20 protein-coding genes are annotated in these 21,130 nt (G+C 63.2%); 14 read left to right on the top strand and 6 right to left on the bottom strand.

Features of this window, described 5'->3' with window-relative positions; all coding sequences use genetic code 11:
* Positions 1-27: 27 nt before the first annotated feature.
* Positions 28-1,338: a 16S rRNA (cytosine(967)-C(5))-methyltransferase RsmB gene (rsmB, locus tag IGW04_RS15295; RefSeq protein WP_194713950.1), complete on the bottom strand. Its 1,311-nt coding sequence runs from the start codon at positions 1,336-1,338 to the stop codon at positions 28-30.
* A 392-nt stretch (positions 1,339-1,730) separates the two neighbouring features.
* On the opposite strand from rsmB, the gene IGW04_RS15290 reads away from it, so the two are divergent.
* Positions 1,731-3,299 carry a hypothetical protein gene (locus tag IGW04_RS15290; RefSeq protein ID WP_194713949.1) on the top strand — a complete coding sequence of 523 codons (1,569 nt, stop codon included), beginning with the start codon at positions 1,731-1,733 and terminating at the stop codon, positions 3,297-3,299.
* Between the two features lie 181 nt (positions 3,300-3,480).
* Here the strand turns inward: IGW04_RS15290 and IGW04_RS15285 are convergent, their stop codons facing one another.
* The 4 genes from IGW04_RS15285 to IGW04_RS15270 all read right to left on the bottom strand — a co-directional run bounded on the left by IGW04_RS15285 (position 3,481) and on the right by IGW04_RS15270 (position 7,070).
* On the bottom strand, positions 3,481-3,825 hold the full coding sequence (locus tag IGW04_RS15285) for a DUF1840 domain-containing protein (protein WP_194713948.1): 345 nt from the start codon (positions 3,823-3,825) through the stop codon (positions 3,481-3,483).
* A 94-nt stretch (positions 3,826-3,919) separates the two neighbouring features.
* A complete protein-coding gene (locus IGW04_RS15280; RefSeq protein WP_194713947.1) occupies positions 3,920-4,435 on the bottom strand; it encodes a hypothetical protein in 516 nt (171 codons plus the stop codon).
* A gap of 177 nt (positions 4,436-4,612) precedes the next feature.
* Positions 4,613-5,404, bottom strand: a complete 792-nt coding sequence (locus IGW04_RS15275; protein WP_228527117.1) for a fumarylacetoacetate hydrolase family protein — start codon at positions 5,402-5,404, stop codon at positions 4,613-4,615.
* A gap of 151 nt (positions 5,405-5,555) precedes the next feature.
* On the bottom strand, positions 5,556-7,070 hold the full coding sequence (locus IGW04_RS15270) for a YifB family Mg chelatase-like AAA ATPase (RefSeq protein WP_194713946.1): 1,515 nt from the start codon (positions 7,068-7,070) through the stop codon (positions 5,556-5,558).
* Positions 7,071-7,288: 218 nt separating this feature from the next.
* On the opposite strand from IGW04_RS15270, the gene IGW04_RS15265 reads away from it, so the two are divergent.
* On the top strand, positions 7,289-8,428 hold the full coding sequence (locus IGW04_RS15265; protein ID WP_194713945.1) for a GGDEF domain-containing protein: 1,140 nt from the start codon (positions 7,289-7,291) through the stop codon (positions 8,426-8,428).
* Between the two features lie 55 nt (positions 8,429-8,483).
* Here the strand turns inward: IGW04_RS15265 and IGW04_RS15260 are convergent, their stop codons facing one another.
* Positions 8,484-8,738 carry an accessory factor UbiK family protein gene (locus tag IGW04_RS15260; protein ID WP_194713944.1) on the bottom strand — a complete coding sequence of 85 codons (255 nt, stop codon included), beginning with the start codon at positions 8,736-8,738 and terminating at the stop codon, positions 8,484-8,486.
* Between the two features lie 232 nt (positions 8,739-8,970).
* Here IGW04_RS15260 and IGW04_RS15255 point away from each other — a divergent pair, with 232 nt between their 5' ends.
* From IGW04_RS15255 to IGW04_RS15200, 12 genes are all read left to right on the top strand, one after another.
* A complete protein-coding gene (locus IGW04_RS15255; protein ID WP_194713943.1) occupies positions 8,971-9,747 on the top strand; it encodes a TorF family putative porin in 777 nt (258 codons plus the stop codon).
* Positions 9,748-9,763: 16 nt separating this feature from the next.
* Entirely contained in the window at positions 9,764-10,102 is a 339-nt protein-coding gene (locus IGW04_RS15250; protein ID WP_194713942.1) for a P-II family nitrogen regulator, read from the top strand.
* A 10-nt stretch (positions 10,103-10,112) separates the two neighbouring features.
* Positions 10,113-11,648 carry an ammonium transporter gene (locus tag IGW04_RS15245; protein ID WP_194713941.1) on the top strand — a complete coding sequence of 512 codons (1,536 nt, stop codon included), beginning with the start codon at positions 10,113-10,115 and terminating at the stop codon, positions 11,646-11,648.
* Between the two features lie 348 nt (positions 11,649-11,996).
* On the top strand, positions 11,997-13,295 hold the full coding sequence (gene gshA / locus IGW04_RS15240) for a glutamate--cysteine ligase (protein ID WP_194713940.1): 1,299 nt from the start codon (positions 11,997-11,999) through the stop codon (positions 13,293-13,295).
* A 4-nt stretch (positions 13,296-13,299) separates the two neighbouring features.
* Positions 13,300-14,247 (top strand): glutathione synthase, encoded by a 948-nt coding sequence (gshB, locus tag IGW04_RS15235; protein ID WP_194713939.1) that lies wholly within the window; start codon positions 13,300-13,302, stop codon positions 14,245-14,247.
* Positions 14,248-14,277: 30 nt separating this feature from the next.
* Positions 14,278-14,685 carry a PTS sugar transporter subunit IIA gene (locus IGW04_RS15230; RefSeq protein ID WP_194713938.1) on the top strand — a complete coding sequence of 136 codons (408 nt, stop codon included), beginning with the start codon at positions 14,278-14,280 and terminating at the stop codon, positions 14,683-14,685.
* Positions 14,686-14,707: 22 nt separating this feature from the next.
* Complete coding sequence (locus tag IGW04_RS15225) at positions 14,708-14,977, top strand: HPr family phosphocarrier protein (protein WP_194713937.1); 270 nt, start codon at positions 14,708-14,710, stop codon at positions 14,975-14,977.
* A 37-nt stretch (positions 14,978-15,014) separates the two neighbouring features.
* Complete coding sequence (gene ptsP / locus IGW04_RS15220) at positions 15,015-16,766, top strand: phosphoenolpyruvate--protein phosphotransferase (RefSeq protein ID WP_194713936.1); 1,752 nt, start codon at positions 15,015-15,017, stop codon at positions 16,764-16,766.
* 449 nt (positions 16,767-17,215) lie between these two features.
* Positions 17,216-18,388, top strand: coding sequence for a homoserine O-succinyltransferase MetX (metX, locus tag IGW04_RS15215; RefSeq protein WP_194713935.1), 1,173 nt, complete (start codon positions 17,216-17,218; stop codon positions 18,386-18,388).
* On the top strand, positions 18,385-18,999 hold the full coding sequence (metW, locus tag IGW04_RS15210; protein ID WP_194713934.1) for a methionine biosynthesis protein MetW: 615 nt from the start codon (positions 18,385-18,387) through the stop codon (positions 18,997-18,999). Before metX ends, metW begins: the two co-directional genes overlap by 4 nt.
* Complete coding sequence (locus tag IGW04_RS15205; RefSeq protein WP_407672131.1) at positions 18,948-20,231, top strand: AmpG family muropeptide MFS transporter; 1,284 nt, start codon at positions 18,948-18,950, stop codon at positions 20,229-20,231. The genes metW and IGW04_RS15205 overlap by 52 nt, the downstream gene beginning before the upstream one ends.
* The gene (locus IGW04_RS15200; protein ID WP_194713932.1) at positions 20,228-21,100 is read left to right on the top strand and encodes a M48 family metallopeptidase; all 873 of its coding nucleotides are present in this window, start codon (positions 20,228-20,230) and stop codon (positions 21,098-21,100) included. The genes IGW04_RS15205 and IGW04_RS15200 overlap by 4 nt, the downstream gene beginning before the upstream one ends.
* Positions 21,101-21,130 lie beyond the last annotated feature (30 nt).

Below are 21,130 nucleotides of genomic sequence, written 5' to 3'. Positions count from 1 at the left end.
GCCCGGGAAATTGTTTGGGCCATGGTATCAAACGCCCGGCTTTTGGAATAGCGCGTAGAACAAGCCGTCGTGATCCTGTCCGGCTTGTGAAACGGGCAACAACTGGCCGGGCGCGGCCAGGCGCAGGGCCTGGTGGCGCACCGCAAAGGCGGCCGCCTGTCCTTCCGATTCCTGCGGCCAGACCGAACAGGTGACGAACAGCATCTTGCCGCCCGGCGCGAGCATCTGCCACAGGTTGTCGAGGATGCGTGCCGACAACGTTGCCAGCTGCGTCGCGTCGCCCTTGCGGCGCAGCCAGCGGATGTCGGGATGGCGGCGCACGATGCCCGAGGCGGTGCAGGGCACGTCGGCGAGTATCCGGTCGAACGGCTTGCCGTCCCACCAGTCCTGGCGCGCGGCGTCGCCCTGCTGCAGGCTGGCCTGCAGCTGCAGACGAGCAAGGTTGTCGGCGACGCGCTGCAGCCGCTGCCCGTCCTGGTCCAGCGCCAGCAGGTCCAGCGCGGCGCATTCCAGCAGATGGCCGGTCTTGCCGCCGGGCGCGGCGCAGGCGTCAAGCACCCGCATGCCGTCCTGTACGTCCAGCAGGGGCGCGGCCAGCTGGGCGGCTGCGTCCTGGACCGACACCAGGCCCTGCTCGAAGCCGGGAATGCGCTGTACCGGCACCGGCTGCGCCAGCCGCACCGCGTCAGGCCCCAGTTGTTGCGCCGCCATGCCGTGCTGCTCCAGCAGTGACAGGTAAGCCGCCATGTCGGTGCTGCGCCGGTTCACGCGCAGGGTCAGCGGCGGCAGGCTGTTGCCGGCTGCGAGCAGTTGCTCCCAAGCAGCGGGGTAGGCGGTGCGGGCGGCGTCTATCCACCATTGCGGATAATTCCATTGCGCCTCGCGGTTGCCGGCCAGCTGCGCGGCCAGCGCGTTGCGTTCGCGCAGGAAGCGGCGCAGCACCGCATTGACCATGCCGCGCGCATGCGCCAGTTCGGCATCGGCGCCGGCGGCGCTGACCGTCTGGTCAACCACCGTATAGGCCTCATAGGCGGCATCGGCGCCGGCATCGGTATCGAGCAGCACCAGCGCGCATTCCAGCAGCGCCAGCAGCAAAGGCGGCTGCGGCGGCTTGCTGGTCATCGCCTGCACCAGCGCATCGGCGCGCCCGCGTCCGCGCATGGCGCGATAGGCGATGTCCTGGATTGCTCCGCGTGCCTGCGGGCTGGCCTGCAATGTTTGGTTGACGCGTGCCAGCGCCTGCGGCAGCGCGGCGCCGGTGCGCACCAGGGCTACCGCACGGGCGGCGCCAAGCAGGCTGTAGGCGAGGGAATCATGTTTGGGGGAAGGAGAGGTCACGGGTCGGCTGAAGGCAGAAAGGCAGGGCGGGAATCCGCCGGAAAGACAGGATTGTAACGGACCGGCCGCCCCGGCTCTCGCGCAAATGCAGATCCGGAAGCTGCGGCAGTCCCGCTTTCACTTGGCCAAGGACCAGCCTGCCTCCGGGACGGACCAGTCAGTACAGGAATCGAAAAGCCCAGTGACATCCCCGTCTGGCACGTCTTGTTTATTCACGTTGTTGCCAGGGAAGTAACGTGGGAGTCGTGATAATGCCGGTTATTGCTGCGGCACCCCAAACCGTTCTTGCAGAGGCGTCCGATATGAACCCGGCAGGGATAAGAAAAGGGGAATGCGTTATTGACGGCCTCCGGTATTGACCGGGTCCCTTTTGCCGCATGCAAAATTGTTGCATGCATTACCTGGAGCAGCAGATGAGTATCCCAAACACCAACCTTGATAAACGTGCTGAACGGCCTTCGTCGCGCAATTCGCCCGACGAACTGTCGAGCAAGGCGAAGGCCCTGTTAGGCGAGAATTACAAACAATACAGTACGGTTGACAAGCTGAAAATTATCAGGCTCTTCGAAAGGCCGCTCGAGGCACGCCAGGCTTCGGAAAGCGAGCAAGGCGTACTAGGCGAAATCTGCAAGCGATACAAAGAAATTGAAGGTCCCGGTGACATCCTCCGCAAACAGGCAAGCAGCATGTTGAAAGCATCCTTGCCTTCTTATGTGTCACCTGATTTATCGTCTACAAAGCACGCAAGCTTCGAATCGCAATTGCCAAAAGTAATAGAAAAAGCCGAACAGGCAGCAATGCAGTTCGCGGACTGCTCCGTGAAAGCAAAGCTTCAACTGTATGGTTTCTCCCTTTGCGCCAAATACAAAAGCGAACTTAATGCGCACGGTGGCCTTGCCAAGTTATATGAAAGCTTCAAGCAATCCGGCGGTGGATTGGCCAGCGCCGAACTTGGCTATGAATACAAGGAAGCTTTCAACCGCAAGCTGCGCACCTGCTTGCCTGAAGCGCAAAATCGCGCCCTGGAACAGCTTGAGGCAGAGCCGGCCTATGATGTGCGCAAGCATGGCATGGTGCAGGTGCTTGAACTTGCGCTGACGAAGCTGAATACGGGCGCATTGTCGGAAACGGGCTCGTCCACAATCACAACCACGGCTAACGCCACCACAACCACGACCACCACGGCAGTCACAGGTACTAGTCTCGGGTCGGTCACTTCCCAGCGTATAAGCGATATTGAAATAAAGCAGGCGGCAGGCCGGATTTCGGAGTTAGTCAAGGGTTTGAGTCATAGTTTGAGGCTCTGTCTGTACCTTCAGTACAAGGCAGGCACCACCACCTTTCCATACGCAACTAAAAATGAAGATTCAGCGCTGAATGAATTTGAAGCACGACTGAAGGAAGAAACTGGGAAACTGGATAACCTGGCCGATAAGGACGCGCTGCTTCATTCAGTTCTGGAAAAAGTGAAAGGCCTTCTTCCCGAACATATGGGAAACGAATTGAGCAATATAAGCAGCATGCCAGACAGTGATACTCGGAAGACCGAGTTTGAAAGCTTGGCCCATCGCGTTTTCGTGAATGTAAAGGCAGGCTCTCGTCTCTACGGCACTATTCAGTCTAGCTTTAGCGCAACTGCAATTCTTAATCTTATTGGCTATAGCTTTGATCGGGATGAAGACCGATTGAGCCGAATGAGTAATGAGGAACAATGGCAATTTGACTATGTATGTCACGCTCAGATCGTAGCCAAGGACCCCTTAGATCAGCAGGGATTCTTATGCGCATTCGTTGAAGGCGTGCTTTCACGCGCCCCGGAAGCGGTACAACAAGGTTTTAGGGAAGCATTGCTTCTGCTGAATCCGGAAGAGGCCAAAAAAGCCGTTCTGAACCTGGTTGCTGAATACCTTAAAGATCCGTCAGCAATCGAGCCGCCCAAGAAAAAGGACGAGGCGAACTGATCTGACAAAGACGGTGCACATTGAATTCCTCTCGGTTGAAATTGCGTGCCGTCCGTGCTGGCCGTGCCTGAATCTGTCCTTCTTCCAGATGGGTAGCTTTGGGTCGGAGCGCCATATCAGTGCATTAAAGCTTGAGTACCCGGGACTCGCCAGAGTCCCGCGTCCCGGAGTTCACACCGGCCTAGACGCCCCAGACCACCGGCTGCTGCTCGCGGTCTGCGGCGCGCAGCATTTCCAGCAGCGGATAGGCACGGCTGGCAAAGCTCACCACCTGTGCCGGTTCATGGTCGTGGTCGTCATGGTCATCGCCATGATGCGCCGCTACGTCGCGCTGCAGTTCTTCCGCGGCCGAGTGGGCACGGCTCTCGGCGATCTGCTTCTCCAGCACGGCAATCGCGTTCGGCATTTCAGGCGGGGTGATCACGCCCTGGTCGGGGTTCTTGCCCAGCAGGTCGAGGATGCGCTTGGCATGTTCCTTGTACATCAGGATTTCGGCGGCGGCCTTTGATTTGAATGTGATCAGCATAAAGACCCTTTCGGTTTGAACAAGATGGGCAAAACGATAGCACGCTCGCAAAACCGACGCTGGCGCGAGCGCAAGGACGCTTGCTGCAATACCGCTAGCTTCCCGGCTTGAAGGAGTCGAAGAAGGTCGTCACCGCTTCAGCCGGCACGTCCTGCGGCGCGCCGATGACGACCACCTGATAGACCCGCTGGCCGCGCGCGCCGAAACGGGCGGTCAGCCGCAGCGGCCGGCCGTTGCGGCTGCCATCGGCCACTACTTCATTCAGCGGCAGCGGTCCGGCCACCGCCTTGTCGCTGGCGATGGCGCCGCCGATGTTCTTCACCATCGCCGTCTTCATTGCCGACAGCGCCGGCTGCACCAACGCCGCGCTGGGCAGGCTGGCGCTGCCGATGGCAAACATCACGCCGTTGACTTCCGCCGCCGTCATCGCCATGTCGGTGCGTATGCCGTCCAGGTTGACCTGCTGGGTATGGCTGGATGTTTTGGCGGGGAACAGCGCGACGAAGGTGGCATCGGCCGGCTGCACCTGGCGCCAGTTGTAGTCGGGCGAGCAGGCGGCAAGCGTGGCACAGAGGAGCAGGGCGGAGAGGAAACGACGGGAATTCGGCATGCGCGCAATCATAACAGCGGATAACAGCGCAGCGTCGCCCAAGAAAAAGCCCGCGCTTGCAGCACGGGCTAAAAACTTCCAGGGAGTGGTGCTTCAGCGAAGAACCGATTTCATGGTATTGCCATCCAAGTATTTGTTCTTTGCGCGAACACAATCTGTCGCAAGTTTCCCGGCCTGCTACACCACCTTCACCCGGATGTTCGGCAGGCCGTCGATATGGCCTTCCATGATGTCGCCACGCACCACCGGTCCGACATTTTCCGGCGTGCCGGAATAGATGATATCGCCAGGCATCAGCTCGAATGCCTCGGACAGCTTGCTGATCTGCTCGGCCACGGACCAGATCATCTGGTCCAGGTTGGCCTGCTGCTTGACCGCGTCGTTGACCTTGAGCCAGATCGCGCCATTCTTGAAATGGCCGGTCGAGCGTACCGGATGGATGGGGCCGATCGGCGCTGAATGGTCGAAGCTCTTGCCGATCTCCCAGGGTTTTTTCTGGTCGCCCATGCCGCGCTGCAGATCGCGGCGGGTCATGTCCAGGCCGATCGCATAGCCGTACACCAGATCCAGCGCCTTATCCAGCGGCACGTTCCTGCCACCCTTGTCGAGCGCAGCCACCAGTTCGATCTCATAGTGATAGTTCTTGGTCAGTGTCGGGTAAGGATGGTCGATGGTCTGGCCTGGCGGCACCAGTTGAACCGCATCGGACGGCTTCTGGAAGAAGAACGGCGGTTCGCGGTTGGGATCGGAGCCCATTTCGCGGGCATGGGCGGCATAGTTGCGGCCGATGCAGTAAATCCGGCGCACCGGGAACATTTCGCTGCTGCCCACGATGGGAAGCATGGGCTGGGCCACCGCAAAGGGCGTTTTCGTGTCATGGCTGGCTCTGCCCGGTATGGCGCAGCCGGCCAGGCCACCGATGCCCGCGGTTGCCGCGGTTTTCAATAGGGTTCGTTTGGACTGATCCAAGATGGTCTCCTGATTATTATTCGGCCCTTGTTCGCACGGATGTATCGGACCGTCGGAACATTATGCAGCAGATGCAGTCGGGTTTCACTGATGCAACGCAGCAGAAATCGGTGAGCCCGCGTGTTCGCAGGGTACATCGGACCAGGCGCCGTCAGTCATGCCTGAGCGCGCGCCGGTACTGGATGGCTTCGGCGATGTGGGCCTGGCCGATCTCTTCAATGCCGGCCAGATCGGCAATGGTCCGGGCCACCCGCAGCACGCGGTGATAGGCGCGTGCCGACCATCCCAGGCGCGACATGGCATTGCGCAGCAACAGTTCGCCCTCCTGGCTGGTTCGGCAGGCGCCTTCCAGGCCGGCGCCCGCCAGCGCCGCATTCAGTTCGCCCTGGCGTTTGATCTGGCGCCGGGCGCACTGCTCGACCCGGACGCGCACCGCGTCGGAGGTTTCGCCGCTGCCGCCGGCCAGCAATTCCTCCTGGGCGATTGGCCCGACCTGGACCTGCAGGTCGATGCGGTCAAGCAGGGGGCCGGAAATCCGGCCCTGATAGCGGTTGACCATGTCGGGCGTGCAGCGGCATCTGCCTGCCTGGTGCCCGAAGTAGCCGCAGGGGCACGGGTTCATCGCGGCCGCCAGCTGGAACCGGGCCGGGAATTGCGCCTGCCTGGCCGCGCGGGAAATGGTGATGCATCCCGACTCCAGCGGTTCGCGCAATACCTCCAGCACCCGCCGCTCGAATTCAGGCAGTTCATCAAGAAACAGCACGCCCCGGTGGGCAAGGGACACCTCGCCGGGCCGCACGCTGCTGCTGCCGCCCACCAGGGCGACCGCGGAGGCGGTGTGATGCGGCGCCCGATAGGGGCGGGCCTTCCAGCGCAATGGGTCGAAGCTGCCGGTCAGGGACTGCAGCGCGGCCGATTCCAGCGCCTCATCCTCCGTCATCGGCGGAAGAATGCCTGGCAGGCGCGATGCCAGCATGGACTTGCCGGTGCCCGGCGGCCCGATCAATAAAAGGCTGTGGCCGCCGGCGGCCGCGATTTCCAGCGCGCGCCGGGCATGCGCCTGCCCTTTCACATCGGACAGATCGGGATAGGGATACGGCTGCGGCGACAGGCAGGCCTGATGCCGCTGCAGCCGCTGCTGCGGATCCGTCGTGGCGAAATGGGCGCACACCTGGAGCAGGGAGTCGGCCGGCAGCACGGTGGCGTCGGTCACCAGCGCCGCTTCGTCGGCATTGGCGCGCGGCAGGATGAAGGCGCGTCGGGTGCTGCCTGCCCGCTGCATGGCAAACGTCATGGCCAGCGCGCCGCGGATCGGCCGCAACTGACCCGACAGCGAGAGTTCGCCGGCATATTCATAGTCGTCCAGACGGTCTGCGGGCATCTGCCCGGATGCCGCCAGGATGCCCAGTGCAATCGGCAGGTCGAAGCGGCCGGATTCCTTGGGCAGGTCGGCCGGCGCCAGATTGACGGTGATGCGGCGCGCCGGGAACTCGAAGCAGGCATTCTGCAGCGCGGCCCGTACCCGGTCGCGCGATTCCTTGACCTCGGTGTCCGGCAGCCCGACGATGGTAAAGGCCGGCAAACCATTGGCCAGATGCACTTCCACCGTGACTTCCGGCGCGGCCATGCCTGTCAACGAACGACTTTTCAATACTGCCAATGTCATGCTCGCTCCGTGATCGAAGGGCAAACCGGGTTGCGCGTCGTCGACGCAGGTTTCCAGACCGAGAGCGCAAGATACGCAAGGCGGTCGGTAACTTCAACCGGGCGGCACTAACAAAGCAGGCGGGTGTTGTCGGCAGGATGGAACGGTCGATCGGCTATGATGTACCGACCGGTTTTTCCGTCCCGCAGAATTTCCTGGAGTTAACTTTTTCAATGCTGATGGACCCAATTACTGCCGCCACGGCAACCATGGCGGTGCAACTGGCTGTGGCCATCATCATGGCCGGCACGTTCTACGCATCGCCGGCGGAACGCTGCACCCGTTACTGGGCGCTTTCCGGCCTGCTTTCAGCCGTGGGCGTGCTGATCGTCATCATCAATGCCGGCGCCCCAAAATTGGGCTTGTCCGTCACGGGCAACACCGCAATCATCGCCGGCATGGTCACGCAATGGTGGGGCGTGCGTGCGTTCTACCGCCGCCGGCGCAATATTCTCGGCTGGGTCATTCTGGCCGGTTTCGCAGCGCTGTTCGCGCTGTCCATGCTGCTGGACCAGCCGCTGCGCCACCGCGCGCTGCTGTCCTCGCTCGCCATGGCGCTGCTGGCCTTGCTGAATCTTCTGGAACTCTGGAAGCGCCGTCACCCGGTTCCGTCCTTTGCCGCCATGCTCGCCGTTGTCGCCGCGCTGGTGTCCTTCGTTGCCTTCAGCGCACGCGCCATCGGCATCTACCGCGACCATCCGCATTTCCTGCCCGATACCGCAGCCGGGGCCGGCGTCGTCGTGGTCTACATGATCCCGATGGTCAGCACGCTGCTGTTCGCCATGGCCTTGCTGCTGCTTTACTTCGAGCGCATGGTGGCGGAGAAGCATCAGATGGCCACGCATGACGAACTGACCGGCCTCTACAACCGGCGCGCCATCGTGGCGGCCGGCAAGCGCGAGATCGACGTGGCGCAGCGGCTGGGCCGGCCGCTGGCAGTCGCCTATATCGACATCGACCACTTCAAGAAGATCAACGACCAGCTGGGCCATGACGCGGGCGACCATGTAATCACCGACATCGGCCACATCCTGAAGGACACCTGCCGCAATATCGACATCGTCGGGCGTTATGGCGGCGAGGAGTTCTGCATCATCTTCCCCGGCATGGACCGGGAAGGCGTCACCATGCTGGCGGAACGGCTGCTGGGCGAGGTAAGGCGCTACCGCTTCCGCGACAATCTTCCGGTGACGGTCAGCATGGGCTTTGCCGTGCTGCAGCCGCAGGAAACCGAGCGCAGCTGGACGGCGCTGATGCAGCGCGCGGACGGCCTGCTGTACCAGGCCAAATCAGCTGGCCGCAACCGGTATTGCATCTGACCGGGCAAGACGGCTGCCGGCCCTGACTGCATGGAAAGAGCTGCGGGAGGCCACCTCAGGCGCCGCCTTGCTTGTCCCTGAGCAGGGCTTCCAGTTCGGCCAGGCGCGCTTCCAGCGCATCCACCTTGGCGCGGGTCTTGGCCAATACCTGCATCTGCACGTCGAATTCCTCGCGAGTCACCAGATCCAGCCGGGAAAAACCCTGGCTCAGCATCGCCTTTACATTCTTTTCCAAATCTTTTGCGGGCGAATTGTCGATGACCTGACCGATCTTGTTCTGCAAGTCGTTGAAAAAATTGGATCTGTTCATGATTTCCTCGATGAATGGGAGTTTTGCTCTTGTTTGGTGCGCACGTTCGCGGTGCGCTCCATTGCGGTGCGTTCGAAGATCGCTTGTTCTGAATCATACAGGTCGATCGGTAATGCATTACATAGCGCAATCGCAGCTACCTCACTGCCTGGCACGCCTCCTGCTAATGCGAGGACAGAGTACCTGAACAAAGCAAAAGAACGTAACGCACCAATAACTTTAAGGGAATTTCATGAAAAAGCTGATCCTGTCCGCCGCAGTGCTGAGTGCCCTGTCCGTTTCCGTCCATGCGCAGACTGCCGCGCCGACGCCCGAGCATACCTTCACCGGCAATGTGACGGTGGCTTCGGACTACCGCTTCCGCGGCATTTCGCAGACATTCAAGCAGCCGGCAGTGCAGGGTGGCTTTGACTATAGCCACAGCAGCGGCTTTTATCTGGGCAACTGGAACTCCAACGTCAGCGGCAACCAGTACAACAATGGCGCCGGCCTGGAAATGGATTTCTACGGCGGCTACAAGTTCGAGGTGATGCCGGACTTCACCGCCGACATCGGCCTGCTTTACTACTACTACCCGGCTGCCAAGGTCGGCAACACCGGCGAGAAATACAACAACGGCGAAGTCTACTTCGCTGGCGCCTACAAGTGGTTTTCGGCCAAGTACAGCTACGGTTTGACCGATTTCTTTGGCCTGAACAACGCCACTGCCGCTGTACCTAACGGCAATTCCAAGGGATCCGGCTACCTCGACCTCAACGCCACTTTCGAGGTTGCCGAAAAGACCACGCTGACGCTGCATGCAGGCCGCCAGTGGGTGCGTCATTATGGCGACTTCAACTACAACGACTACAAGATCGGCGTGGCGCGCGACTTCGGCTTTGCCACGGTTGGCCTGGCCATCGTCGGCACCGACGCCGACAAGAATCTCTATACCGTTGCCGACGGCAATGGACGCACCAAGCGGGTAGGCAACACCGGCGCGGTGCTGTCGATCTCGAAAACCTTCTGACACCCGGGAGCTTCCCATGAAACTCATCACCGCCATCATCAAACCTTTCAAGCTTGACGAAGTGCGCGAAGCCCTGTCCGCCATTGGCGTACAGGGAATCACGGTCACGGAAGTCAAGGGATTCGGGCGGCAGAAAGGCCATACCGAGCTGTATCGCGGCGCCGAGTATGTGGTCGACTTCCTGCCCAAGACCAAGATCGAGGCCGCGGTGGACGACGCCATCGTCGAGCAGGCCATCGAGGCCATCGAGACCGCCGCCCGCACCGGCAAGATCGGCGATGGCAAGATTTTCGTTTATGACCTCCAGCAGGTAGTGCGTATCCGTACGGGTGAAACCGGCAAAGAAGCGCTGTAAGGATGACAACATGAAAAAACCATTTGCAAAACTGCTCGCCGCTGGCATGTTGATGTGCGCCATCGGCTTTGGTCACTCGGCGTTCGCCGCCGATGACGCCGCCAAGGCGCCCGCCACCGTGGTGGCCCAGGCCGCCGCAGAACCGGCGGCGGCCGCTTCCGCCGCTCCGGCCGCTCCTGCTGCTGCTCCCGCCGCGGCGGCACCTGCCGCTGCTGCAGCGCCGGCCGCCGCACCCACACCCAACAAGGGCGATGTCGCCTGGATGACGGTTGCCACCATCCTGGTGGCGATGATGTCCATCCCCGGCCTGGCGCTGTTCTACGGCGGCCTGGTACGCTCCAAGAACATGCTGTCGGTGCTGATGCAGGTCTTCACGGTGTTCTCGCTGGTGATGGTGCTGTGGGCAATCTACGGCTATTCGCTGGCGTTCACGCCGGGAGGCAGCTTCATCGGCTCGTTCGACCGGCTGTTCCTGAAGGGCATCACGGTCGAGACCGTGACCGGCACCTTCAGCAAGGGCGTGGTCCTGCCGGAATTCACCTTCGTGACCTTCCAGGCCACCTTCGCCGCCATCACCTGCGGCCTGATCATCGGCGCCTTCGCCGAGCGGGTGCGCTTCTCCGCGGTGCTGCTGTTTACCGTGCTGTGGTTCACCTTCTCCTACCTGCCGATCGCGCACATGGTCTGGTTCTGGCCTGGTCCGGATGCCTATACCGACGCCGCCGCCGCTGAAGCCGCCACTGCCGCTTCGGGCTGGCTGTTCCAGAAGGGCGCGCTCGACTTCGCCGGCGGCACCGTGGTGCACATCAACGCCGCCATCGCCGGCCTGGTGGGCGCCTTCGTGATCGGCAAGCGCATCGGCTACGGCCGCGAAGCCATGGCGCCGCACTCGCTGACCATGACCATGATCGGCGCGTCGCTGCTGTGGGTGGGCTGGTTCGGCTTCAACGCCGGCTCGGGCCTGGAAGCCAACGGCCTGGCCGCCATGGCAACCCTGAACACCATGCTGGCAACCGCCGCCGCCGTCGTGACCTGGACCATGGGCGAGTGGATGGCCAAGGGCAAGCCCTCGATGCTGGGCGCCGCGTCCGGCGCCGTGGCTGGCCTGGTTGCCATCACCCCTGCCGCCGGCTTCGTCGGCCCGATGGGTTCGCTGGTGATTGGCCTCCTGGCCGGCATCATCTGCCTGTGGGGCGTCAATGGCCTGAAGCGCATGCTCGGCGCCGACGACTCGCTGGACGTGTTCGGCGTGCATGGCGTGGGCGGCATCCTGGGCGCCCTGCTGACCGGCGTGTTCGCCTCGCCCTCGCTGGGCGGCAGCGGCATCTATGACTATGTCGCCAATGCGGTCTCGCCGGAATACTCCATCTCCGGCCAGGTCTGGATCCAGCTGCAGGCCGTGCTGACCACCGTGGTCTGGTCCGCCGTCGTGTCCTTCATCGCCTACAAGCTGGTCGACCTGATCGTCGGTCTGCGCGTGCCGGAAGAGGAAGAGCGCGAAGGCCTGGACATCACCAGCCACGGCGAATCCGCCTACCACGCCTGACCCTGTCATACCTCCTGGCCGCCCCGCAGCCCCTCAAGCGCCCCACGGGGCGCTTTTTTTGCAACTTTTGCAGGGTGGAATACCCCGAAGGGGCATTTCACCATTGGTCAATCAAGGAAAGTGTCCGATATGACCATGCCGATTTGCGACCCACGGTGCAATGCCCTTCGGGTATTGCACCTACACGGCCCCACGGGGGCTTTTTTTGTTCCCTGCCTTTTAAAAAAGGCCGTTCGCCCCCATTCTGCTCGCAGTTGGCCGCACATCTCTTGTCCTGCCACCCGGCGCTAGGCCGGGAATCCCGCTAGAATCTGCGTCACTGTAGACGTAATGTAAAGAAAGTTCATCATGGTTCCGCATCTCGTCACCGCCCTGAACGGCCCCCTGCTCGATCTCGAAAAGAAAATCCTCGCCGCCACGCCCGCCATCGAGCGCTGGTTCCGGCTGGAATGGCAGGAGCACACGCCGCCGTTCTACTGCTCGGTGGACCTGCGCAACGCCGGCTTCAAGCTCGCGCCGGTCGATACCAACCTGTTCCCCGGCGGCTTCAACAACCTCTCGCCCGAGATGCTGCCGCTGGCGGTGCAGGCGGCGATGGCGGCGATCGAGAAGTATTGTCCGGACGCCAAGAACCTGCTGATGATCCCGGAGCGCCATACCCGCAACACCTTCTATCTGCAGAACGTGGCGCGGCTGATGCAGATCTTCCGCCAGACCGGCTTGAACATCCGCCTGGGCACGCTGGATGAAACCATCAAGGAACCGACGCCGATCAACCTGCCCGACGGCGGCACGCTGACGCTCGAACCGCTGGAGATACTGGCCAATGGCCGCCGCGTCGGCCTGAAGAACTTCGATCCCTGCACCATCCTGTTGAACAATGACCTGTCGTCCGGCCTGCCGCCGATCCTGGAAGACCTGCATGAGCAGAACGTGCTGCCGCCGCTGCATGCCGGCTGGGCGGTGCGGCGCAAGACCAATCACTTCTCCGCCTATGACGAGGTGGTGAAGAAGTTTTCCAAGCTGATCGATGTCGATCCATGGATGCTCAACCCGTATTTCGCCAAGGTCGGCCCGGTCGACTTCCAGGAGCGGGTCGGCGAGGACGCGCTGGCGACGGCGGTCGACGCGGTGCTGGCCAAGATCCGCAAGAAGTACAAGGAATACGGCATCAAGGAAACCCCGTTCGTCATCGTCAAGGCCGATTCCGGCACCTATGGCATGGGCATCATGACGGTGCGCGATGCCAGCGAGGTGCGCGACCTGAACCGCAAGCAGCGCAACAAGATGGCGGTGGTGAAGGACGGGCTGGAAGTGAGCAATGTGATCGTGCAGGAAGGCGTCTACAGCTTCGAGCACATCAACGACGCAGTGGCCGAGCCGGTGGTCTACATGATAGACCGCTACGTGGTCGGCGGCTTCTACCGGGTGCATGCAGAGCGCGGCGCCGACGAGAACCTGAACGCGCCCGGCGCGCATTTCGTGCCGCTGGCCTTCGCCCAGCAGCATGCGCTGCCCGACCCGCATGCGCGGCCCGGCACCACGGCGCCGAACCGCTTCTACATGTACGGCGTGGTAGCCCGCCTGGCGCTCCTGGCCGCCTCGATCGAACTCGAAAAAACCGACCCCAATCCGGAAGTGTATTAACAACATGAAGATCGCCTTCCTCGCCGACCCGCTTTCCACCTTCAAGATCTACAAGGACACCACCTACGCCATGATGGTCGAGGCGGCGCGCCGGGGCCATGAGCTGTATGCCTTCCGCCATCGCGACATGGCGATCGAGGGCGGCCGCGTGGTCGCCAACATCGCCCGCGTCCACCTGACCGGCAATGGCGACGACTGGTACCAGGCCGAGCCGGCGGTGGCGCGCGCGCTGACCGACTTCGATGCGGTGCTGGAGCGCACCGATCCGCCGTTCGACATGGAATACATCTATGCGACCTACCTGCTGGAAGTCGCGCAGAACCATGGCGCCAAGGTATTCAACCGGCCGGAAGCGATCCGCAACCACAATGAAAAGCTGGCCATTGCCCAGTTCCCGCAACTGACCGCGCCGACGCTCGTCACCACCGACAATGCGCGCATCCGCGCCTTCCACCGCGAGCACCAGGACATCATCCTCAAGCCACTGGACGGCATGGGCGGCGCCGGCATCTTCCGGGTGCGGGAAGACGGCATGAACCTGGGCTCCATCATCGAGTCGCTGTCCGACAATGGCCGCCGCACCATCATGGTCCAGCGCTACATTCCGGAGATCGTCGACGGCGACAAGCGGGTGCTTTTGATCGGCGGCGAGGTGATGCCTTTCGGCCTGTCGCGCATACCGCAGGGCGGCGAAGTGCGCGGCAACCTGGCCGCCGGCGGCCTGGGCGTGGCGCGGGCGCTGACGCCGCGCGAGCGCGAGATCGGCGAAACCGTGGCGCCCACCTTGTGGCAGCGCGGCCTGCTGCTGGTGGGCCTGGACGTGATCGGCAACTACCTCACGGAGATCAATGTCACCAGCCCGACCTGCTTCCAGGAAATCGAGCAGCAGACCGGCTTTTCCGTCGCCGCGAAATTCATCGACGCGCTGGAACGCGCGGCGGGCGTGGTTTAATGCAGGCTTTCCGTTTCTGATCACCCTCCTATGGTTGGCATTCTGCTCCTGACCCATGCGCCGCTTGGGCAGGCTTTCATCGACGCGGCAACCCACGTTTTTCGCAACCGGCCCGAGCGCCTGGAGGCGATCGACGTCAATGCCGACCAGGACACCAGCGAAGTGCGGCGGCTGGCGTCGGAATCGATCCGGCGCATCGACGACGGCAGCGGCGTGCTGGTGATGACCGACGTGATGGGCGGCACGCCGTCGAACTGCACGCTGCCGCTGTGCGAGCCGGGCCACGTGGAAGTGGTGGCCGGCATCAGCCTGCCGATGCTGCTGCGGGCGCTGACGTATCGCAATGACACCATCGATGTCGTGGTCGAAATGGCGCTGGCCGGCGGCCAGAACGGCGCCGTGCGGGTCGACAACCGGGTCCGACTTTCCCCTACCTGAAACCAACAAGAACAGACCAATAATGATTCAGCAAGACATAGAAATCATCAACAAGCTCGGTCTGCATGCGCGCGCATCGGCGAAGCTGACCCAACTGGCGGCCAAGTACAAGAGCGAAGTCTGGATGACGCGCAACAAGCGCCGCGTCAATGCGAAATCCATCATGGGCGTGATGATGCTGGCGGCCGGCAAGGGCGCCGTGGTGAGCCTGGAAGTCGACGGGCCGGACGAGCAGGCATGCTTCGACGCGCTGTCGCAGCTGATCCAGGCAAAGTTCGGCGAAAGTGAGTAGGCGCGGCCCGCAGATCCACCAGAACAAGCACACATCAATGGCATCCTTCACGCTTCATGGCATACCGGTATCGCGCGGCATCGCGATAGGGCGCGCGCACCTCTTGGCCTCGGCCGCGCTCGACGTCAAGCATTACCTGATCAGCGAGGAGCAGGTGGAAGCGGAGGTGCAGCGCCTGCAGAACGCGATCGCGGCCGTGCACCAGGAACTGCAGGCCGTGTGGCGCGAGCTGCCGCCGGATGCGCCGGCGGAGCTGGGCGCCTTCATCGATGTGCATGCGCTGATCCTGTCGGACCCGATGATTTCCGAGATGCCGCTCGATATCATCCGCAGCCGCCACTACAACGCCGAATGGGCGCTCCTGACCCAGATCGACGAGCTGTCGGCGCAGTTCGACGAGATCGAGGACACCTACCTGCGCGAGCGCAAGAACGACATCCAGCAGGTCGGCGAGCGGGTGCTGAAGGTGCTGACCGGCACTGCCTCCACGCTGGCCGGCCTGGCCAGTTCGCCCGACTCGACCGCCCACATGATCGTGGTGGCGCACGACATCTCGCCGGCCGACATGCTGCAGTTCCGCGACCGCGCCTTCGCCGGCTTCATCACGGATCTGGGCGGCCAGAACTCGCATACCGCCATCGTTGCCCGCAGCCTCGACATCCCGGCCGCGGTCGGCATGTACAACGCCTCGGCCCTGATCGCGCAGGACGACTGGGTGATCATCGACGGCGACGCCGGCGTGGTGATCGTCGATCCGCCGCCGGTGGTGCTGGAGCAGTACCGCGAGCGCCAGGCGCGCATGCTGCGCGAGCGCAAGAAGCTGTCCAGGCTGAAGAAGACGCCGGCGGTCACGAAAGATGGCACCGAGATCACGCTGCTGGCCAACATCGAGCTGCCGCAGGACTGCGCGGCGGCGCTGGAGGCGGGCGCCACCGGCATCGGCCTGTTCCGCTCCGAGTTCCTGTTCATGGGGCGCGCCGGCTATGCCAACCGCCTGCCGACCGAGGACGAGCAGTTCGAGTCCTACAAGATGGCGGTCACCGCCATGAAGGGCCGGCCGGTGACGATACGCACGCTCGACATCGGCGCCGACAAGCCGATGGACAATGCCGAGGAAACCGCGCTCAACCCGGCGCTGGGCCTGCGCGCGATCCGCTACTGCCTGGCCGAGCCGCAGATGTTCATGGCCCAGCTTCGCGCAATTTTGCGCGCCTCGGCCTTCGGCCCGATCAAGCTCCTGATCCCGATGCTGGCGCATGCCTTCGAGATCGACCAGACGCTGAACATGATCGAGCAGGCCAAGGCGCAGCTGCGAGAGGCCAACAGGAAGTTCGATCCGCAGATTCAGATCGGCGCCATGATCGAGATACCGGCCGCCGCGCTGGCGCTGCCGCTGTTTGCGCAGCGGCTGGACTTCCTGTCGATCGGCACCAATGACCTGATCCAGTACACGCTGGCGGTGGACCGGGTCGACCATGAGGTGGCGCACCTGTACAACCCGCTGCATCCGGCGGTGCTTTTCCTGCTGTCGACCACGATCGCGGCCGGCGCCAAGGCCGGCATTCCGGTCTCGGTCTGCGGCGAGATGGCCGGCGACACCAAGCTGACCCGGCTGCTGCTGGGCATGGGCCTGCGCGAGTTCTCGATGCATCCGGCCCAGCTGCTGTCGGTGAAGCAGGAAATCCTCAACAGCGACCTGACGGTGCTCGTGCCCAAGACCCGCAAGATCCTGCGGCTGATGGAAGCCAATGCGATCAACGAGGCGATGGAGCAGCTGCGCAGCGCATAGGAGCCACGGGCGCGCCCGTTTGACGCCGCCCCATGACTTCGCTATTCTTCCGTGACTGCGCCGATTTGACCGGCTGCCAGCGCACCGCGCGGCAGCCCAGCTTGCGGGCGCGAGGGGTCTTCCCCGCATAAATACGGCTAAAGCGAGCTTGGAAAAGCCCCAATTTAGCCCGACAGCATGCGCTCTCGGGCTTTTTTATGGTTCTTCACGCAAAGTCGTGAACCAACAGCTCTCGTAGGGTGCAATCCCCCGAAGGGGCATTGCACCAGGCCGTTGTTCAAGGAAAAGCGGTATGTCCCTTTCGTTCTGCCGTCCACGGTGCAATGCCCTTCGGGTATTGCACCCTACGAAAGTCTGGTCCATGCATGCCGGTTCGCGCTCATTCGTGAAAAACCTTTTTTATTTCGGATCGCGGGCATGCCTGCCCCGGTTCCGCAGACCGGACCATCATGAAATCTCTTGGCGTCGTCTCCCCGCAGTCCATGCACTTCGATGCGCCCCTGCCGCTGCAGAGCGGCGCATCCATCGCCGGCTACCAGCTGGTCTATGAAACCTATGGCGAACTCAATGCCGACCGCTCCAACGCCGTGCTGGTCTGCCATGCGCTCAATGCGTCGCATCACGTGGCCGGCATCTACCTGAAGGAAGACGGCAGCAAGAGCGTGGGCTGGTGGGACAACATGGTCGGCCCCGGCAAGCCGCTCGACACCGACCGCTTCTTCGTCATCGGCGTCAACAACCTCGGCTCCTGCTTCGGCTCCACCGGCCCGATGCATGTCAATCCGGCCACGGGCAAGCCCTATGGCGCGGCCTTTCCGGTGGTGACGGTGGAAGACTGGGTGCACGCCCAGGCCCGCCTGGCCGACGCGCTGGGCATACGCCAGTTCGCCGCCGTGATGGGCGGCTCGCTGGGCGGCATGCAGGCGCTGGCCTGGAGCCTGCTGTACCCGGACCGGCTGCGCCACTGCATGGTGATCGCCTCCACGCCCAAGCTGTCGGCGCAGAACATCGCCTTCAACGACGTGGCGCGCCAGTCGATACTGACCGATCCCGATTTCCATGGCGGCGATTACTACGCCCATGGCGTGGTGCCCAGGAACGGCCTGCGCGTGGCGCGCATGATCGGCCACATCACCTACCTGTCCGATGACGACATGGCCGAGAAATTCGGCCGCGAGCTGCGCTCCGGCGAATACCAGTTCGGCTACGGCATCGACTTCGAGATCGAGTCCTACCTGCGCTATCAGGGCGACAAGTTCTCGGAATACTTCGATGCCAACACCTATCTGCTGATCACCAAGGCGCTGGATTACTTCGATCCTGCCGCCGCGTTCGGCGGCAACCTGACCGAGGCGCTGGCCGCGGCCCGCGCCCAGTTCCTGCTGGTGTCGTTTTCCACCGACTGGCGCTTCGCGCCGGCGCGCAGCCGGGAAATCGTGCAGGCGCTGGTCAACAACCGCCGCCATGTGAGCTATGCCGAGATCGACGCGCCGCACGGCCATGACGCCTTCCTGCTCGAGGACGAGCGTTACATGGCCACTGTGCGGGCCTATTACAACCGGGTCTGGCGCGAGCTCGAAACCGGCGTTTCAATCAGCGGCGAAAGCAGGGTGGCTGCATGAACTTCAATGAACTGACCGCATTGCGCGCCGACCTGGCCTTCATTGCGCACTGGGTCGCGCCCGGCTCGCAGGTGCTCGACCTCGGCTGCGGCGACGGCGTGATGCTGGACTACCTGCAAAGCGCCAAGCAGTGCGCGGGCTACGGCGTGGAAATCGACGACGCCAAGATACCGGCCTGCATCGGCCGCAATGTGCCGGTGATCCAGCAGGACCTGGAAGCCGGGCTGGCGATCTTCGCCGACAATGCCTTCGACAGCGTGCTGTGCCTGTCGGCGCTGCAGATGATGAAGAATGTCGAAGGCGTATTGCGCGACATCGCCCGCGTCGGCGCCGAGGCCATCGTGTCCTTTCCCAACTTCGCCTACTGGCCGCACCGCTTCGCGCTGCTGCGCGGCCGCATGCCGGTCTCGCGCAGCCTGCCCTATGAGTGGTACGACACGCCCAACCTGCGCTGCGCCACCATCCACGATTTCCAGGACCTGGCCAACGAGGTCGGCCTGGAAGTGCTGGAATTCGTTGCGCTCAATGAAGCCGGCAAGCCGGTGAACTTCCTGCCCAACTGGCGCGGCAGCCTGGCCGTGTTCCGGCTGCGCAAGCGGGCGGTTGCATGAAGCAGGATGTGCTGACCTGGCACAGCTACCTGAACCGGCGCATGCTGATCTGCGTGTTCCTGGGCTTCAGCTCGGGCCTGCCGCTGTTCATTTTGCTGTCGCTGATGCAGGCCTGGCTGGCCAAGTCCGGCCTGAACGTCAAGGCGCTGGGCCTGTTCGCGCTGGTGATGTTTCCCTATACCTGGAAATTCCTGTGGTCGCCGCTGATGGACCGCTTCAGCTTCGGCTGGCTCGGGCGCCGGCGCGGCTGGATGGCGCTGACGCAAGGCCTGCTGTTTCTCGGCATTGGCCTCCTGGGCATGCTGGACCCGCTGACCCAGGTGCCGCTGATTGCCGCGGCCGCCAGCGCGATCGCCTTCCTCTCGGCCAGCCAGGACATCGTGATCGACGCCTACCGGCGCGAGATCCTGCCCGACAACGAGCAGGGCCTGGGTAGCGCGATCCATGTCAATGCCTACAAGGTGGCCGGCATGGTGCCGGGCGCGCTGTCGCTGATCCTGGCCGACCTGATGGCCTGGCAGCCGGTGTTCTGGATCACCGCCGCCTTCATGCTGCCGGGGCTGCTCTGCACCTTCGTCATTGCCGAGCCGCGCGTCTACGGCGCGCCGCCGAAGAACATGCGGGAAGCGGTGGTGCTGCCGTTTCGCGAATTCATCGCGCGCGGCGGCTGGGGCAATGCGCTGGCCATCCTGGGCTTCATCTTTCTCTACAAGCTCGGCGACAGCATGGCCACCGCGCTGGCCACCAAGTTCTACATCGACCTTGGCTTTTCGATGACGCAGATCGGCGCGGTCGCCAAGACCACGGGTTTCTGGGCCAGCATCGCCGGCGGCATCATCGGCGGCGTCTGGATGGTGAAGCTCGGCATCAACCGCGCGCTGTGGATTTTCGGCGTGGTGCAGGCGGTGGCCATACTCGGCTTCGCCTGGCTTGCCTATGCCGGCGCCGACCTCATCTTGCTGGCGCTGGTGATCGGTTTCGAGGCCTTCGGCGTGGGCCTGGGGACGGCGGCATTCGTGTCCTATATTGCCACCACGACGGACCCGCGCTATACCGCCACCCAGTACGCGCTGTTCACCAGCCTGGCGGCGGTGCCCCGAACCTTTGTCAATTCCGCTGTCGGCTACATCGTCGCCGAGACAGGATGGTTCCTGTTCTTTATCCTGTGCTTTGTGCTGGCGCTGCCCGGCATGCTGATGCTCCCGAAAATTGCACCCTGGAATAAACGATGAAAAAACTGCCCCGACTGTCCGCCCTGCTGTTCTGCCTGGTCCTGCCCGCTCTGCCGGCCATGGCGCAGCAGGACGAAGGCGTCGCCGTGGAACGCATGTCCCGGCTGCGCGGCCTGATTCCGGAAAAGCAACTGGAAGAACAGGCCACCATGCAGTACCAGGAACTGAAGCAGCAGGCTGCCCAGAAAGGCGTGCTGGCGCCTGACACCGACCCGCAACTGCAGCGGGTGCGCGCCATTTCCCGCCGCATCATTTCCCAGGCGACGCGCTGGAACCAGGGCGCGGCCGACTGGCAGTGGGAAGTCAACCTGATCAAGGCGGACAACGTCAACGCATTCTGCATGCCGGGAGGCAAGATTGCCTTCTTCAGCGGCCTGGTCGACCAGTTGAAGCTGACCGACGATGAAATCGCCATCGTCGCCGGCCACGAAATCGCCCACGCGCTGCGCGAACACGGCCGCGAGCGGGTGGCCAAGGGCAGCCTGCTGCAGCTCGGCGCCAACCTCGGCTCGGCCATCTTCGGCCTGGGCCAGCTCGGCCAGACCGTGGTGGGGCAGGGCGCGCAATTGGCGCTGCTGCGCTTTTCGCGGGAAGACGAAACCGAAGCCGACACCGTCGGCCTGGACCTGGTCGCCCGCGCCGGCTACGACCCGCGCGCCGGCGTGGCGCTGTGGCGCAAGATGGCCATGCTGGAAAAGAGCGCGCCGCCGCAGTGGCTGTCCAGCCATCCGTCGGGCAACAACCGGATCTCCCAGATCCAGAAAACCCTGCCGCAGGTGATGCCGGTGTATGCACGCGCCGTCAATGCGCAGCCGGGCGCGTTGCCGCCTTACCGCAGCAATGTAAAGGGCGTGCCTCCGGTGCAGTGAGGCGGGGCTGACGCTCCTGCGGCGGCAGAA

This window comes from Noviherbaspirillum soli (genome assembly GCF_015352955.1).
In the GTDB taxonomy this organism is placed as follows: domain Bacteria; phylum Pseudomonadota; class Gammaproteobacteria; order Burkholderiales; family Burkholderiaceae_D; genus Noviherbaspirillum_A; species Noviherbaspirillum_A soli.
This window is presented reverse-complemented; position numbering and strand designations above follow the sequence as displayed.